This is a genomic window from Synechococcus sp. PCC 6312, assembly GCF_000316685.1.
Classification (GTDB): Bacteria; Cyanobacteriota; Cyanobacteriia; order Thermosynechococcales; family Thermosynechococcaceae; genus Pseudocalidococcus.
Map to the genome: position 1 here is coordinate 2,400,742 of NC_019680.1, position 16,449 is coordinate 2,417,190.

Consider the following 16,449-nt stretch of genomic DNA (forward strand, 5'->3'; position numbering starts at 1 on the left):
TGTTGACAAGTAACTCAGCATCAATGAAAACCAATACTATCTGGAGTCGGAAGACTTTTTCTATCAAGACAATCAGGGTTTGCTTGGCGATGCTGCTGCATTTGTGAAGTGGGCGAATAATTACCGCCACTATCTGGCCCTGCACCATGAAGGAGAACAACGACTGTCTTACCATTAGTGAGGTCAGCACCAGTTTTAGATGATGAACCCTGACCCGTATCTTTATGATTTAACGAAAGTCTGAAGCAAGTTCTAGGCCTGGGCTTAATACTGCACTCGATCAGATTTTTCCTGATAGCGCTTCCAGACAGCGACAGACTCTTCCCGTAAAATTTCCGAGTGGGGAATTCTTCGCTCCATCGGTGGTTTTGCCAAGTCTTCGTAAATCGCTGTGTCGTCAAAGTCCCCATACTTGAGGGCATCTTCACAATGGGCAGCAAAGACAATGCGATCAATTCTGGCCCAAAAAGAAGCTGCGGCACACATTGGGCAGGGTTCGGCACTGGTATAGAGCGTACAGCCGCTTAGATCAAAGGTATCGAGAACTTTACAGGCCTTGCGAATTGCCTCCATTTCCCCGTGCCAGGTTGGGTCTTTTTCCGCAACCACATGGTTATAGCCCTCGGCAATAATTTCGCCATCTTTGACAATGACTGAACCAAACGGCCCGCCTGTACATTCAATTAAAGCTGCCCGTTCACTGAGCGCAATCGCCCGGCGCATAAACTTTTCGTCATCGGCCTGGGGCATAGTCAAAGTCCATTAAATCGTGTGAATATCTAAATCAAATCATAGGATTATTTAGGTTTAGGGAGTAGATTTAGACATGATCATTCATACAAGGCCTTCAGAATCTCTAATCGGTAGCTGTTTTTTCCTGGTTTAACCTATGATTCTGCCCCAGCCAACGGCCGCAGCAGTTGCCTTAATTTCCTTTCAAATTAAATCAGGATGTTTGGATGATTATCAAAGCTGGCAAGAGCAAGTCAGTCAAACCCTGGCCCGCTATCCCGGTTTTTTGGGACATGAAGTACTTCCCCCCAGGCCTGGGATTCAAGCCGATTGGGTGGTGATTTTTCGATTTCGCACCCTAGAAAACCTGGAACAATGGTTAAATTCCGCTGAACGGGAAGCACTGCTGAAAACAACAACGGAAATATTTATTGCTCCTGCAAAACAACAGATTTTACTGACTGATAACCGCCCCGGCCAGTTGGTTTCGGTTATTTTTACAAATCGGGTTAAGCCGGGTTACGAACAAGCCTTTCAAAAGTGGCATGAAAAGGCAACCGTTGTCCATCGGCAATTTTCCGGATTTGTCAGTTTTGATTGTTTTCCGCCCCATTACGATACTGAGCACGAATGGGTAGATGTGGTTCAATTTGACAGCCCAGATCACTTAAATGCTTGGCTAGCCTCACCGCAGCGTCAGAAACTCCTCAAGGAATTAGAGCCGTTGGTGGAATCCTTTGAAGTCCGGCCTGTGGTTAGCAGTTTTGCTGGTTGGTTTCCTGCCCGCGTCAATTCACCCACCCCGACCCCGCCCCCGGCCTGGAAACAAGCGATTGCCGTCATCTTGTGCCTTTACCCGACAGTGATGATCATTAACTTAACCATTGCCTCTTATTTTCCCCGCCCCCTAGCAACAAGTATGCTCTTGGGTAATATCATTAGCGTTGTCTTTTTGACCTGGCTGGGGATGCCCTTTGTTAATCAAAAGCTGCAAGGGTGGCTACGACCTCAACAACCCAGTGTTAAAACGGATTTAATCGGGGCGATTACGGTTGGCCTGGTGGTTGGAATAATTTGGTTAATGTTCTATAAACTAACAGTCGTTTAATATTCATCCAGAGAGCCGCAATGTTAGACCAATTGGGTTGATGTTAGAGTTTAGGTTGATGTTAGGGTTGTATCCCAAGATTAATAATTATCTGAGCTCTGTAATTCATCATGCGCTCTCCCCTCGGCACAATCATCTCAACACCTATTTCCCTCGAAGAATTTAGGCAGATTTGTGCGGCCCGGCCCAACTTACGATTGGAGCGTGATCCTCAAGGTGAGTTAATTCAAATGGCCCCCGCCGGGAGTGAAACTGGGCATCGTAACTTTGAATTGGCGGGGCAACTCTGGGCCTGGAATCGGCAATGGGGCTTGGGTGTAGCGTTTGATTCCTCGGCTGGCTTTTTCTTACCCAATGGGGCGGTGCGCTCCCCTGACCTGGCCTGGGTGTCTTTAGAGCGGTGGCAAAAATTAACAGATGCAGAAAAACAAGGCTTTGCCCCGATTTGCCCGGATTTTGTTTTGGAACTGGCTTCCCCCTCTGATAACCTCCCCTTACTCCAGGCCAAGATGTCAGAATACATTCAAAATGGAGCGCGTCTAGGTTGGTTAATTGTCCCGTCATTGTCCCAGGCCTGGGTGTATCGTCCCGGACAAGCTCCTTTACAACTTGAACGACCAACCCAACTCCTTGGGGATGATGTGTTACCGAATTTTGTTTTAGACTTAACGGATCTCTGGGATTCTTAACCGTTAAATTTATGACCTCTGCATTCCTTGACCGTCTTCATAGCCCCAACCGGCCCGTCATTGTTTTTGATGGAGCGATGGGAACCAACCTACAAGTGCAAAACCTGACAGCAGAAGACTTTGGCGGCAAAGAGTACGAAGGCTGCAATGAATATTTAGTCATGACCAAACCAGAGGCCGTGGCTAAGGTACATCGGGATTTTCTCGCTGCTGGGGCGGATGTGATTGAAACCGATACCTTTGGCGGCACTTCAATTGTTTTAGCCGAATATGACTTGGCGGATCGGGCTTACGAGTTAAATAAAACTGCGGCTGAGTTAGCAAAAAAACTCACTGCGGAATTTTCCACACCGGAAAAACCCAGATTTGCCGCCGGTTCCATCGGGCCTGGGACGAAACTCCCCACGTTGGGTCATATTGACTACGATACGCTCCAAGCAGCCTTTGCCGAACAAGCGCGGGGCCTGTGGGATGGTGGGGTGGATTTATTCCTCGTAGAAACCTGTCAGGATGTCCTGCAAATTAAAGCGGCCCTGAATGGAATTTTGCAAGTATTTGAGGAAAAACAAGATCGCCGCCCGATTATGGTGTCCGTGACGATGGAGCAACAGGGAACGATGTTGGTGGGTTCCGAAATTGGCGCGGCCCTGACGATCCTCGAACCCTACCCGATTGATATTTTGGGCTTGAATTGTGCCACAGGCCCCGACTTGATGGCCGATCATATTCGCTATTTAACGAAACATTCCCCCTTTGTCGTCTCTTGTATTCCCAATGCCGGATTGCCGGAAAATATTGGCGGCCATGCTCACTACAAACTCACGCCGATGGAGTTGCGCCTAACTCTGAGTCGGTTTGTCGAAGATTTGGGTGTTCAAGTTATTGGTGGCTGTTGTGGGACGCGTCCGGATCATATCCAGGCCCTGGCCGAAATTGCCCAAACCCTGACTCCAAAAGAACGCCACCCTGAAATTATTCCCGCCGCCGCTTCGATTTATAGCCCCCAACCCTACGATCAGGACAACTCGTTTTTAATTATTGGCGAACGCCTCAATGCCAGTGGCTCAAAAAAATGCCGAGATTTACTCAATGCTGAGGCCTGGGATGGATTAGTCGCCTTAGGCCGGGAACAGGTGCGGGAAGGGGCGCATATTCTTGATGTGAACGTGGACTATGTTGGCCGGGATGGGGTGCGGGATATGCACAATCTGGTTTCCCGCCTCGTTACCAATGTCACCTTGCCCCTGATGCTCGACTCCACGGAATGGGAAAAAATGGAGGCCGGTCTTAAGGTTGCGGGTGGGAAATGCCTCCTCAACTCCACCAACTTTGAAGATGGGGAACCCCGATTTTATAAAGTCCTAGAACTGGCCAAAACCTACGGAGCTGGGATTGTCGTGGGGACGATTGATGAAGAGGGAATGGCCCGGACTGCTGAGAAGAAATTTGCCATTGCCCAACGGGCCTATCGCGCCGCCTTAGAGTTTGGTATCCCAGCCCATGAAATTTTCTTTGACCCCCTGGCTTTACCCGTTTCGACGGGGATTGAAGAAGACCGCGCCAATGGCCTGGCTACCATCGAATCCATTTGCCAAATGCGTCAGGAATTACCCGGCTGTCATATTTTATTGGGGGTTTCCAATATTTCCTTTGGCTTAAATCCGGCGGCGCGGCAAGTCTTGAACTCAATGTTTCTCCATGAAGCGATGCAGGCAGGGATGGATGCTGCGATTGTCAGTGCCGCCAAGATTTTACCATTAGCCCGGATTGAACCCGACCATCAACAGCTTTGTCAGGATTTAATTTACGACCGACGGGAATTTGATGCCGATGGGATTTGTATTTATGATCCTCTGGGGAAATTGACAGACGTTTTTGCGGGGAAAACGACGAAACGGGATCGCACCCAAGATGCCGCCTTGCCGGTTGAACAACGCCTAAAACAGCACATTATTGATGGGGAACGGATTGGCTTAGAGGAACAATTACAGAAGGCCTTAGAAACCTATCCGCCCTTAGAAATTATCAATACATTCCTGCTCGATGGGATGAAAGTCGTGGGTGAATTGTTTGGCTCTGGGCAAATGCAACTTCCCTTTGTGCTCCAGTCGGCGGAAACCATGAAAGCGGCGGTGGCTTTTTTAGAACCGTTCATGGAAAAACAGGATGTGGGCAGCAATGGCAAGGGGTTGTTTATTATTGCCACGGTCAAAGGGGATGTTCACGATATTGGCAAAAACTTAGTGGATATTATCTTGACTAATAATGGCTATCGCGTCATCAACTTGGGGATTAAACAGCCGGTCGAAAACATCATTGCCGCCTACGAAGAACACCAGGCCGACTGTATTGCCATGAGCGGGTTATTGGTTAAATCCACCGCCTTTATGAAAGAGAACTTAGAGGTATTTAACGAGCGAGGGATTACGGTTCCGGTGATTTTAGGGGGAGCTGCTTTAACACCTAAATTTGTCCATGAAGATTGCCAGCGGGTCTATCACGGTCAGGTGATTTATGGGAAAGATGCCTTTGCGGATCTCCACTTCATGGATCAACTCATGCCCGCCAAAGCCAAACAAAATTGGGATGATCAGCAGGGGTTTTTAGATCAAGTGAATGGTAATGGTCATAAAAAAGCTAAAGAAACAATTGATCCGGATGCCGATGAATCAAACGCCCCAGTGATTGAAACGCCAGAAGATACAACTCGCTCAGAATTTGTCACGCTAGATATTTCCCGACCTAACCCACCGTTCTGGGGAACTCAAGTTTTAACGCCCAACGACATTGATCTGGAAGAAATCTTTTGGTATTTGGATTTACAGGCCCTGATTGCTGGTCAATGGCAATTCCGCAAACCGAAAGAGCAATCCCGCGAAGAATACGATCAGTTTTTGAGTGAAAAAGTTTATCCAATTTTAGAGACTTGGAAACAGCGGGTAGTTGCTGAGAACTTACTCCATCCCCAGGCCGTGTATGGGTATTTTCCTTGTCAATCAGTCGGTAATTCACTCCAAATTTATGATCCCGAACTGATCAAACTTGGGCAAACCCCAGACTCTCCCATTGCCACCTTTACCTTTCCCCGTCAACGTTCTGGCCGCCGCTTCTGTATTGCTGACTTTTTCTTACCTGGGTCATCCGGTCAGTTTGATGTCTTTCCGATGCAGGCCGTCACAGTTGGACATATTGCCACCGAATTTGCCCAATCCCTCTTTGCCAGTAACCAATACACCGATTATTTATACTTCCATGGCCTGGCAGTTCAGGTGGCCGAAGCCTTAGCCGAGTGGGTTCATGCTCGGATTCGTCAGGAGTTAGGGTTTGGGGAATTTGACCCGGATAATATCCGTGATGTCTTAGCCCAACGCTATCAAGGCTCTCGCTATAGTTTTGGTTATCCGGCCTGTCCCAACATTCAAGATCAATTCAAGCAACTGGAGTTACTGGATACGGCTCGGATTGATCTCTATATGGATGAAAGCGAACAAATTTATCCCGAACAATCCACGACAGCGATCATTGCCTATCATCCCCAGGCCAAGTATTTTAGTGTTTCTAATAAGTGATGAGAGAGTAACTGATTATGTCATTTCTGACGGTTACAACGATCTACTGGATGAATTTGTTGCTAATGCGGTGATTAATAGCCAGGCCGAGTATGAACATCTCTATGCCCAGGCCAGCCCCCAAAACCCTTTGAGCCAAAACTGCTAATGCTGAACTACAGTAAAGCCAGGCCTGGGATAAAAATCTGAAAAGTCATTTAAGATAAAGGCCTTCTTAAACGATGACCATTAGAATCAATAACGATAAAAGCACCAGTAAGTTCTTGTTCAGAATAGTTTTGGATAACTCTTTCAAGTTCAGGGTGGATTGAATTGATTTTGGATAGTAAAGCTCGCAGATAAAGTACACCAGAGCCTAAACCTTTAACAAAAACCAGATTGCCATAATCTCGATCTCGTGTAATCAAAATACGGTTTTGTCCTTGGGCAGTCTGAAGAATTTGTTCATCGCTGGCCTGGGATAGACCGAGTTGCGAAACTAAGACAACATCATTTCCTAGCCCGATCAAAAATCTAGCTGTCAAGGCATAAACATCTTGGTCAAGCAGGAATCTCACAACTAAGCTGAGGCAAGGTGAATTTCTTCAGATGCGACCAGGGCGATTGCATACCGTAGGCAGGCCTGGATATCCTCAATTTCAAGATCAGGATAATAGTCTCCGACAATTTCAGAAAAGGAAACTCCTTCATTCAATAGTTCCAGGATACTTTGCACCGTAATACGTGTTCCAGCGATACAAGGCTTGCCAAAATGGACTTGAGGATCAACTTTAATTTTTTCCATAAAATCTCACCTACTTTCTTCCTGTTTCTACAATTCTGGCAGAGTTTAGTTAAAGTTGGTGAAGAAACCGATTTCTTGTGTGTCAATAAATTTCGAGCCAGGCCCAGGCCAACCCCAAAGCCGTTTGGATAAAAATCCTAGAAAAATAATCCCATAACTTCCAGGCCTGGGGTAGGATGCTCAAAATTACTTAAAATAAAGGAAATCTTACTCCTTGAGGGGTAATAAAACAATGAGACAAGTGATTGTATATCGAGATGAAGATGGCTACTGGATTGCGGAATGTCCAAGTCTTAAGGGTTGCGTCAGCCAGGGCAAGACTAAAGAAGAAGCCTTAACCAATATCAAGGATGCAATCTCAGGTTATGTTGCGGCATTAGAAGAGGATGGCTTAACCGTTCCAGAAGAAACGTTTGAAACATTTATGGCAGTTGTGTGAGCAAGCTACCGAGTATTTCAGGTAAAGAGTGCATAAAAGCTCTACAAAAAGTTGGACTTTACCAAAAATCAGGATGGAAACACAGAAATGTCTAAGGTTATTGCATTTGGATGGTACGGAGGTAAATACTCACACCTTGATTGGTTACTTCCACTTTTGCCGCAAGCAATCCACTACTGTGAGCCGTTTGGCGGCAGTGCTGCCGTACTACTTAATCGCTTACCCTCTCCAATTGAGACATATAACGACATTGATGGCGAGGTAGTTAATTTTTTTCGTGTTCTTAGAGATCAATCTGACGAGTTAATAAAGTTAATTGGACTTACCCCTTTTTCAAGAGAGGAGTTGAGGATTGCAGTAGAAGAGTCGCTGAACAGTGTTTCTGACTTAGAGCGAGCTCGTCGGTTTTTTGTCAGGGCCCGACAAGTTAGAACGGGACTAGCACAAACAGCCAGTGTAGGGCGTTGGGCTCACTGCAAAATGACAAGTCGTTCTGGTATGGCAGGAGCAGTATCTCGATGGCTAGGTAGTGTAGAGGGATTATCTGAAATTGTCCAGAGGCTTCTCCGAGTCCAAATCGAGTGTGCATCGGCAATCGAGATTATACAGCGCTATGACAGCGAAAAAACCCTTTTTTATTGCGATCCCCCTTACCCGCATGATTCCCGATCTGATAAAAATGCTTATGGCTTTGAAATGAATGATTCAGAACATCGAGAATTAGCAGATGTACTCAAAAATGTGAAAGGTAAAGTTGCACTATCTGGCTATCACTGCAAACTAATGAACGAACTATATAAAGACTGGGACTATATTGAATCTCCTCCTAAGAAAGCTCACTCTACCAATACACGAACTGATAATCTTAAGCAAGATCGAACAGAAGTACTTTGGGTAAACTATAAAATTAAAAAACAGGGAGTTACAGAATGTCAGAGCCATCAGAAATCCTTGAAACTGCTCTTCAGCGAGTAGTCATAAACTTACAGAAAGTCATTGTATTAAATAATCAGATCAGACAAAAGTGTGAGTACATTTCTAATAACCTTAGTAATCGTGCTGGAGTTAGACTATTAATGTCTTGTCTTCTTGCCAAAATTCATAATCCAGAAGTTGATATCAGAAAACCATATACACAAATCGGAGGAAAAGATTCTTTTTCTGGTCGAACCTATGACGAACAGTATATTACAGCTTTTATCAATAAATACAATTTACCTTGCAACACTACAACTGCCTTTTTAACCCCAGCATTAAGGAATCGAAATGAAACTTTAGTCCAAGGTTTAAATCTGGTTGGTAGGCCTCCTCAACTCTACACATATGCTCTTGATTTACTGGATGATGTTTATAGCAATCGAATCCTTGCAAGTGATCTGCTGGCTGAAGTTATCCGTTTACTAATAATTCTCAGAGATCAAAGACAACAGAGAATCAAAGAACTTACGCAAGCATTGGAAACGACAAAAGATGCAATTCCTCTTTCTTCAGAAGATATTATTAAACTTATTGAGCAACATTTAAGTCTAAAAGGAACTAGCCGACTTCCTGTTCTGATTGTTGCCGCAGCTTACAGTGCTGCCCAGAAATATTTGGGAGAGAGAGTAGTTGCACTTCAATCTCATAATGCTGCTGATTCTCAAACTGGAGCAATTGGAGATATTGAGATTACCCTTGTTAACGATAACAAAGTAATTACAAGTTATGAAATGAAAGATAAGCGTGTGACAAAGGAAGATGTAGATCGTGCTTTAAAAAAGCTTAGTGTTATTCAGAATAAACCTGATAATTATATTTTTGTTACAACAGATGAGATTGTATCAGAAGTACGAAATTATGCGTGCTCTTTATATTTGGAGACTAATGGCATAGAATTTGTGATTCTTGATTGTATAGGTTTTATTAGGCATTACTTACATTTATTCCATAGATTACGCACTAGCTTTCTTCAAGAGTATCAAAAATTGATTCTTGCCGAACCAGAAAGTTCTATAAGTCAACCTGTTAAAGAGGCTTTTCTTTCAATGCGTCATGCAGCAGAAGCAGAATAAGATTGTAGGTTAACTATTGAATACACCAGTGGATTTATGTCATGTAAGTAATTTTTATCTAAATTAGCGATAGTGAGTGTGCTTAATAAGCATTGGGAATTTTTGTAGTCATCTATCACTACTGACGTTCCCTCAAGTCAACTCCTGTCCTAGGATAGAAAAATTAGCCTGATTGCAGTTGCCCTATGGTTTCCACGCCTATTGAGTCCGTCCTCAACGAACACCGCAGCTTTGCCCCACCAGAAGACTTTGTTGCCAATGCGGTGATCAACAGCCAGGCCGAGTATGAACGCCTCTATACCCAGGCCCAGGCCAATCCCGAAACTTTTTGGGCAGAACTTGCAGAAAAAGAACTCTACTGGTTCCAGGCCTAGAATAGTAAAGAGAGTTGAGCAATTGCTGCAAAACTAGTCCCCAAGAATCCTATGACAAGTTTTCAAGTCAAGAGTGGCATTAATCTTCCCATGGATCAGATTTCGGAATTTTGTCAAACATGGCAGGTCACTGAACTGGCAATCTTTGGTTCTGCTTTGCGTGAAGACTTCCATGTCAACAGTGATATTGATATTTTAATTACCTTTTCTCCAATAGCCAAACGAGGTTTAAGGGAAACATTTAAAATGCGGGATGAACTACAAAGAATCTTCAATCGAAAGGTTGATTTAATTGTCAAAGCTGCCTTAGAGCGCAGTGAAAACTATTTGAGACGTAAAAAAATCTTAGAATCAGCCCAAATTATCTATGCAGCGTGATCAAGAATCCCTGATTGACATGGCAAATGCGATAAAACGAATTCTCCAATATACGGACAGAATTAGCGAGTCGGAGTTAGCCAGCAATAATGAAAAATTATCGGCAATTCTCTATCAAATTATCATTCTGGGGGAAGCCACTAACCGACTCTCGCCCAAGCTCCGACAAGAATATTCAGAAATTCCTTGGCGAGAAATAGCCGGAATGCGAGATGTCATTGTCCATGAGTATGATCAACTTGACTTTGATGTCATTTGGGATGTGGTTTCTCATAGGCTACCAGAACTACTAACAATGATTAATATTTTGATCGTTGAATAGTACAATGATTTGTCTGAGGCCAGCATTCAGAGATATTCACAGCCAATAATTTACACCTACTAAAACTGGCATTTTCCTGTCATTCTTCGTGTGGAGATGAGTTCCATTTGGTAAAGTCCTGTCCTAGGATGGAAAGATTAGCCTGATTGCAGTTGCCCTATGGTTTCCACGCCCATTGAGTCCATTCTCAACGAACACCGCAGCTTTGCCCCACCGGAAGACTTTGTTGCCAATGCGGTAATCAACAGCCAGGCCGAGTATGAACGCCTCTATGCCCAGGCCCAGGCCGATCCGGAAACCTTTTGGGCTGAATTAGCAGAAAAAGAACTCCACTGGTTCCAGGCCTGGGATCACGTTCTCGATTGGCAGCCACCCCACGCTAAATGGTTTGTTAACGGCAAAATCAACATTTCCTACAACTGCTTAGATCGCCATCTCACCACCTGGCGCAAGAACAAAGCAGCCCTAATTTGGGAAGGCGAACCGGGAGACTCTCGCACCTACACCTACGCCCAACTCCATCGGGAAGTTTGCCAATTTGCCAATGTCCTCAAGCAACTCGGGGTCACCAAAGGGGATCGGGTCGGGATTTATATGCCGATGATTCCCGAAGCAGCCATTGCCATGTTGGCCTGTGCTCGGATTGGTGCGCCCCATAGTGTCGTGTTTGGCGGATTCAGTGCCGAAGCCCTCCGAGATCGCCTTAATGATGCCCAGGCCAAAGTGGTGATTACAGCCGATGGGGGTTGGCGCAAAGATGCGATTGTACCCTTAAAAGAACAGGTGGATAAAGCCCTTGACGGTGATCTCGCCCCTTCTGTGGAGAATGTTCTGGTTGTCCAGCGCACGAAACAAACCATCCCCATGTTGCCCGGCCGCGATCATTGGTGGCATGACCTGCAAAAAGGTGCGAGTGCCAATTGTCCGGCGGAACCCATGGATAGCGAGGATATGCTGTTTGTCCTCTATACCTCTGGTTCTACGGGGAAACCCAAAGGCGTGGTTTATACAACGGGCGGCTATAACCTTTATACCCACATGACAACCAAATGGGTGTTTGACCTCAACGATACAGATACGTTTTGGTGTACCGCTGATGTCGGTTGGATTACGGGTCATAGTTATATCGTCTATGGGCCGCTGTCTAATGGGGCCACAACCATCATGTATGAAGGCGCACCGCGGGCCTCGAATCCCGGCTGTTTTTGGGATGTGATTGAAAAATATGGCGTGACGATTTTCTATACCGCTCCCACGGCAATTCGGGCCTTTATCAAAATGGGTGAACATCTGCCCCAGGCCCGCAACCTGACCTCATTACGTCTTTTAGGCACAGTGGGCGAACCGATCAACCCCGAGGCCTGGATGTGGTACCACCGAATCATTGGTCAAGAGCGCTGCCCGATTGTGGATACTTGGTGGCAAACAGAAACTGGCGGCCACATGATTACCTCACTCCCTGGAGCCATTCCCGCTAAGCCTGGATCTGCCACGAAACCCTTCCCTGGAATTTTGGCCGATGTCGTGGATTTAGACGGCAATCCTGTGCCTGATAATGATGGCGGTTATTTAGTCGTGCGATACCCCTGGCCGGGAATGATGCGAACCGTTTATGGCGATGATGATCGTTTCCGGCGTACCTATTGGGAACATATTGCCCCGAAAGATGGAAAATACCTCTATTTTGCTGGGGATGGAGCCCGGCGAGATGAGGATGGCTATTTCTGGGTTATGGGCCGGGTGGATGATGTGATTAGTGTCTCAGGGCATCGCTTGGGAACGATGGAAATTGAATCGGCCTTGGTCTCTCACCCGGTTGTGGCAGAGGCGGCAGTTGTCGGTAAACCCGATCCGGTGAAAGGGGAAGAGATTGTTGCCTTTGTCACCTTGGAGAATAACGTCACCGTAGATGAGAATTTAGTCAAAACCCTGAAGCAGCACGTTGTCAGTGAAATTGGGGCGTTGGCCAGGCCAGGTGAAATTCGCTTTAGTGATGCCCTGCCCAAAACCCGTTCTGGCAAAATTATGCGGCGGTTGTTGCGGTCGTTAGCGGCTGGCGAAGAAGTGACTGGAGATACCTCAACCTTAGAAGATCGCTCGGTGCTGGATAAACTCAGACAGGGTAGCTAACAGCAGATCAAGCCAGAGAATCTTAATCATTCACTATTCAAATTAGCTTGTTCAATTTCGAGATACATGGCTTCTAGTCGGGTGCGGTTGAGTTCCGTGGGATTGGCGAGGAAGGCGAGGATTGCCAAATCGCGTCAAGTTTGGAGTTTAGCTTGTCTAGCTTCTCCATCTCGCGCTCGGTTTCTTTCAACCGCTGCCAAATATCCAATCCACCCCCTAAAGCCAAAATCCACCACAGCCATCCCGATGGTGGCGATGAATATCCAGAAGCTCCATTGTCGGAGGGTGTTTGGGGGAAGGTGGGCGGCAAGTCGGTTGCGTCATAAAATCTTAAAGCAGCGGTGGCAGCGATGAGGACAGTTAGTAGGGTTGGGGGAATCAGGGAGATTAATGTTGCTTTCATTGTGCCATCTTCCCCAAGGCACTGTTAAATTTTGCTTTAGCCGATACGATGGCCTGGGGGTAGAATCATTTCACCTGTGACATAGTTATGCCACATGGCCTGGTAAGCAGCTTCTACTTCTTTTGTAAAACCTTTCGCATCCCATAAAGGAGCAGAATAGCGGGCACGGCGGAGTTTTTCAGCTACTTTGCGGCGGAGTTCATGATCCGTGCCAAACTTGATTCCCCATTCAACATATTCCTCATCTGTCCAAGCGATACCTTCTTCTACACCAGCGTTTTTCAAAAAGGTGTAACTATTCCGGGCAGCAAACTGTTGACCAACGCGAGTGACTAGGGGAATTCCCATCCAGAGCGCTTCAAGGGTTGTGGTTGCGCCATTGTAAGGAAAGGTATCTAAAATAACATCGGCAATTCCCAAGTTAGCTCGATGAATCATGGAAGTTGAGTCAGGTTTAAGAAAGCGTAATTGACTTGCAGACAAACCAATTTCAGATGCAATAGAATAAAACGATTCCTGTATAGAAACTTGATCAGCAAAGCCTTTAATCAAAAAGAAGCTATTGGGAACATTTTTAATGATTTGCAGTTGCAGGGACATCGTATCAGGATGTCTTTTCTGTCCGCCTTGGCTACTTAAGAAAATAATTACATCATTGGGAATATCTAAATCATGACGCTTAAGAGTTGCTAGGTGAACTTCAAAGCCATCGACACTGATATAGCTATTGGGAAGTCGCCACAGTTTTTCAAAATAATAATCTTGAGCCTCATTCCCAAGGACATAGTGATCAATCAGAAAGTAATCAATCTCTTTTAGGCCTGGAGCATTAAACCCTAACCAACATACTTGTATAGGAGCAGGCTTTAAGCACATGACAGCCGTAGTAATATCATGAGTAATACTATCAAGATCAATTAAAATATCAATCTCATCTTCAGCAATTTGACGAGCCAGTTCTTCAAAGTCAGTATGGCCAATAAAATAATGATCACAAATTCGTTTGTACCATTCACATACTGGATCTCGGTCGTTATTTAAGACATCAATAATATATAAATATATCTCAAATTTCTCATGATTGTGTTGAGTCATTAAGCCACTAGCCAGCCAACCAACGGAATGGGTTCTAAAGCAGTGGGAAATATAACCAATTTTTAGTGTTTTTGTTTGTTGAGTTTGCTTTGTGGAGATGTGAATTTTGGGTGTAAAACCTTGAGAAATAGAGTTATTAGCGATTGATAATTGACACAGGCTAGAAACTTGACTTAGGAGAGTTTGGCGATTAGTTAAATCATCAGACATATAATAGTGAACAAAACTCATAACAATCAGGTGAAGTGGCTCGTGATAAGTAAGGGGGTTGTCATCTTTTCCCGAAACCAATTGAGTGAGTAATTTGATTTGGTCTTGATAGGTAATTAAAGCTTCCTGCCAACGTCCACCGAATTTAAGCAGGTAGGAAAGTTTTTTTGCATTTGTAATTGCTTGAGAGGCAAGAGTATGACATTCAGCCAGTGCTTGGTTAATTAACAAGAGAGCGTTACTCAGATCATCACTAAAGAAATAAACCTCTGCCATAAAATACAACGAAGCATAACTGCGCCTACAAATCGTCAGGTAAATATCTCCATATTTATAGGTGAATGACTTTTTTTCATAATATTTTCTGCTTGTGTTGATTATTTCTTTTATAGTATTAGCTATATCAAGTGAATTATGTTTCCAAGACGAAATCATTTCGAGAATTTCATAGGTACTTTCTTCAAGAGGCATCACTTCAGCCAAAACGTTAATTAATTTCTCTAATTCCAGGTAAGTTTCATCTGTCAGTTCATTTAATTCGCAGTTTTTCAGTTTACTTTTAATTTCACCTAATACTTGGGTAATATAGTCAAGATCGTATTCATGGGTTAGTAGGATATTTGCTATAGTTATTAAATTATTAATGTTACTTGAGTCAAATTCCCGGACATAATTTCGTAATGCTATGGCAATGTCAATATTTCCCAGGCCATGTTGTTGATTAGCTGTAAAAACTAATTGATCTACAAGAGTGGAAACCCAAGTTTGGTAATCTTCCGATGACAGTTCGGCCAGGGCAACAGACCAGAGCAGTTGAGCTTCGCTTTCTTGACCATTGAGAATTAGGGCAATACCAGCTTCTAAGTAAAGTTCTAAGTTGTGGGGCTGCTTTTCAAGTTCTGATTCATAAAGGCTGATGAGATAGGTATATTTTTGGTGGTCTCTATAAAACTTAGCTAAGGCTTGCCAATTTAGTCGAGAATGATGCCGATCTTCAAGAATTGATTGCAGCCATGATTCCCACTCTTTTGCTCTGATAGTCCAATTATGATTGAGTTTAATGTATTTTATTTGTTGATTTAACTTTTGGTATAATTCATCTTGATAATTAGTATCTTGAATATTTTTTAAGATAGTCACCAGGGCCTGGGTAAATTGTTGTTTATAGATTTGCCAATCATCACTAATGGGAATGAGAGTCGCAAAGCCAGCTGTAGTTTCGGGTAATGCCCCCAAGTTGCTAGTAATGACATGACAGCCAGAGGCCATCGCTTCCATAACGGCAATGCAACCTGTTTCAGGAAATGTATTGGGGTAAGCAAGAATGGCAACGTTTTTTAGATGTTCTGCAAGCTCTGGTTGGGGTACAGAGCCAATGTATTCTACTCCAGGAATTTCATGGCAGCGTTGATATAGTTCTACATAGGGATCTTGCTCTAAAGTGCTATCAATTTGATATACTTTCAGGCTGGAGAATACTTGCAATTGACAATTTTTGAATTGAGCATAAATATTTGGAAAAATATCTAATAGTAGTTCCAATCCTCGAAAAGGTGTGCTGGTATAGGCTAGTTTGATAGGGGTAATTTTTTTAAGTGAAATAGATTTTTTTGAGCTAAAAGTCTTGAGAAATATTGGTGCAGCGCAATTTGGAAAAACAGTAGTTTGTTCAGACACTAAGTTAAATTTCTTAATGTATCGTAAACGTTGCCATTGACTAACAAAAACAATTTGGTCATAAAGACTAGCAAGATTAGGATCACTTAGTGCTTGGATTGCTGGTTGATCTGCATCATGACCTGTCCACAAAATCAAGTGAGTTTTAAGAGGCAGTATTTCTCTTAGAAAATTAGTTTTGTTTGCATCATTAATAACAATAAAAAAGTCTAAATCTAACGCAATAAAAATACTTTCATTGACAAGATAGATCGGAATACAGGTGACACCATAAGATTGATGAAGGATTTTAGTATGGTTAATAAGATAAATTTCATGTCCAAATTTAACCAATTCCATTGCCAAATAACAGAGAGCCGACTGTGTGCCACCAAGAGGATGACTCTGAACAGACTCAATCGTATAATCCCACCCAATGGCATCAAAGAAAGCAATTCGCACGGGTGCTGCCTAATTTCTAATACAACCTATTCTAATCATAAAAAAAG

The 16,449-nt window shown here is 44.1% G+C and carries 16 protein-coding genes; 11 read left to right on the top strand and 5 right to left on the bottom strand.

The annotated features are described in order from the left end of the window. Nucleotides 1-264: 264 nt before the first annotated feature. Nucleotides 265-750, bottom strand: a complete 486-nt coding sequence (locus SYN6312_RS11725; protein WP_015125095.1) for a nucleoside deaminase — start codon at nt 748-750, stop codon at nt 265-267. Between the two features lie 139 nt (nt 751-889). Between SYN6312_RS11725 and SYN6312_RS11730 the strand changes: the two genes are divergently transcribed. The 4 genes from SYN6312_RS11730 (at nt 890) to SYN6312_RS19865 (ending at nt 6,246) form a co-directional block, all read left to right on the top strand. Further along, on the top strand, nt 890-1,840 hold the full coding sequence (locus tag SYN6312_RS11730) for an antibiotic biosynthesis monooxygenase (RefSeq protein WP_015125096.1): 951 nt from the start codon (nt 890-892) through the stop codon (nt 1,838-1,840). Nucleotides 1,841-1,950: 110 nt separating this feature from the next. After that, on the top strand, nt 1,951-2,529 hold the full coding sequence (locus SYN6312_RS11735) for a Uma2 family endonuclease (protein ID WP_015125097.1): 579 nt from the start codon (nt 1,951-1,953) through the stop codon (nt 2,527-2,529). 11 nt (nt 2,530-2,540) lie between these two features. Then, nucleotides 2,541-6,098, top strand: a complete 3,558-nt coding sequence (gene metH / locus SYN6312_RS11740) for a methionine synthase (RefSeq protein ID WP_015125098.1) — start codon at nt 2,541-2,543, stop codon at nt 6,096-6,098. Beyond that, nucleotides 6,082-6,246, top strand: coding sequence for a hypothetical protein (locus SYN6312_RS19865; protein ID WP_015125099.1), 165 nt, complete (start codon nt 6,082-6,084; stop codon nt 6,244-6,246). The genes metH and SYN6312_RS19865 overlap by 17 nt, the downstream gene beginning before the upstream one ends. A gap of 49 nt (nt 6,247-6,295) precedes the next feature. On the opposite strand, the gene SYN6312_RS11745 is transcribed toward SYN6312_RS19865, so the two are convergent. Next, nucleotides 6,296-6,655: a DUF5615 family PIN-like protein gene (locus tag SYN6312_RS11745; RefSeq protein WP_015125100.1), complete on the bottom strand. Its 360-nt coding sequence runs from the start codon at nt 6,653-6,655 to the stop codon at nt 6,296-6,298. Between the two features lie 2 nt (nt 6,656-6,657). Then, nucleotides 6,658-6,882, bottom strand: a complete 225-nt coding sequence (locus SYN6312_RS11750; protein ID WP_015125101.1) for a DUF433 domain-containing protein — start codon at nt 6,880-6,882, stop codon at nt 6,658-6,660. 232 nt (nt 6,883-7,114) lie between these two features. Here SYN6312_RS11750 and SYN6312_RS11755 point away from each other — a divergent pair, with 232 nt between their 5' ends. The 7 genes from SYN6312_RS11755 to acs all read left to right on the top strand — a co-directional run bounded on the left by SYN6312_RS11755 (nt 7,115) and on the right by acs (nt 12,576). Continuing rightward, nucleotides 7,115-7,321: a type II toxin-antitoxin system HicB family antitoxin gene (locus SYN6312_RS11755; RefSeq protein ID WP_015125102.1), complete on the top strand. Its 207-nt coding sequence runs from the start codon at nt 7,115-7,117 to the stop codon at nt 7,319-7,321. 87 nt (nt 7,322-7,408) lie between these two features. Beyond that, nucleotides 7,409-8,296, top strand: coding sequence for a DNA adenine methylase (locus SYN6312_RS11760; RefSeq protein ID WP_015125103.1), 888 nt, complete (start codon nt 7,409-7,411; stop codon nt 8,294-8,296). Continuing rightward, the gene (locus tag SYN6312_RS11765) at nt 8,251-9,372 is read left to right on the top strand and encodes a restriction endonuclease, SacI family (protein WP_015125104.1); all 1,122 of its coding nucleotides are present in this window, start codon (nt 8,251-8,253) and stop codon (nt 9,370-9,372) included. The genes SYN6312_RS11760 and SYN6312_RS11765 overlap by 46 nt, the downstream gene beginning before the upstream one ends. 185 nt (nt 9,373-9,557) lie before the next feature. Then, nucleotides 9,558-9,746 carry an acetyl-coenzyme A synthetase N-terminal domain-containing protein gene (locus tag SYN6312_RS11770; RefSeq protein ID WP_015125105.1) on the top strand — a complete coding sequence of 63 codons (189 nt, stop codon included), beginning with the start codon at nt 9,558-9,560 and terminating at the stop codon, nt 9,744-9,746. 90 nt (nt 9,747-9,836) lie between these two features. After that, nucleotides 9,837-10,124 (top strand): nucleotidyltransferase family protein, encoded by a 288-nt coding sequence (locus SYN6312_RS11775; protein ID WP_041431486.1) that lies wholly within the window; start codon nt 9,837-9,839, stop codon nt 10,122-10,124. Beyond that, nucleotides 10,114-10,446, top strand: a complete 333-nt coding sequence (locus SYN6312_RS11780; protein WP_015125107.1) for a DUF86 domain-containing protein — start codon at nt 10,114-10,116, stop codon at nt 10,444-10,446. Before SYN6312_RS11775 ends, SYN6312_RS11780 begins: the two co-directional genes overlap by 11 nt. A gap of 159 nt (nt 10,447-10,605) precedes the next feature. Continuing rightward, nucleotides 10,606-12,576: an acetate--CoA ligase gene (acs, locus tag SYN6312_RS11785; RefSeq protein WP_015125108.1), complete on the top strand. Its 1,971-nt coding sequence runs from the start codon at nt 10,606-10,608 to the stop codon at nt 12,574-12,576. 73 nt (nt 12,577-12,649) lie between these two features. Here acs and SYN6312_RS19870 read toward each other — a convergent pair whose 3' ends face one another. Further along, entirely contained in the window at nt 12,650-12,979 is a 330-nt protein-coding gene (locus SYN6312_RS19870; protein ID WP_015125109.1) for a hypothetical protein, read from the bottom strand. 36 nt (nt 12,980-13,015) lie between these two features. Next, nucleotides 13,016-16,402 carry a glycosyltransferase gene (locus SYN6312_RS11790; RefSeq protein ID WP_015125110.1) on the bottom strand — a complete coding sequence of 1,129 codons (3,387 nt, stop codon included), beginning with the start codon at nt 16,400-16,402 and terminating at the stop codon, nt 13,016-13,018. Nucleotides 16,403-16,449 lie beyond the last annotated feature (47 nt).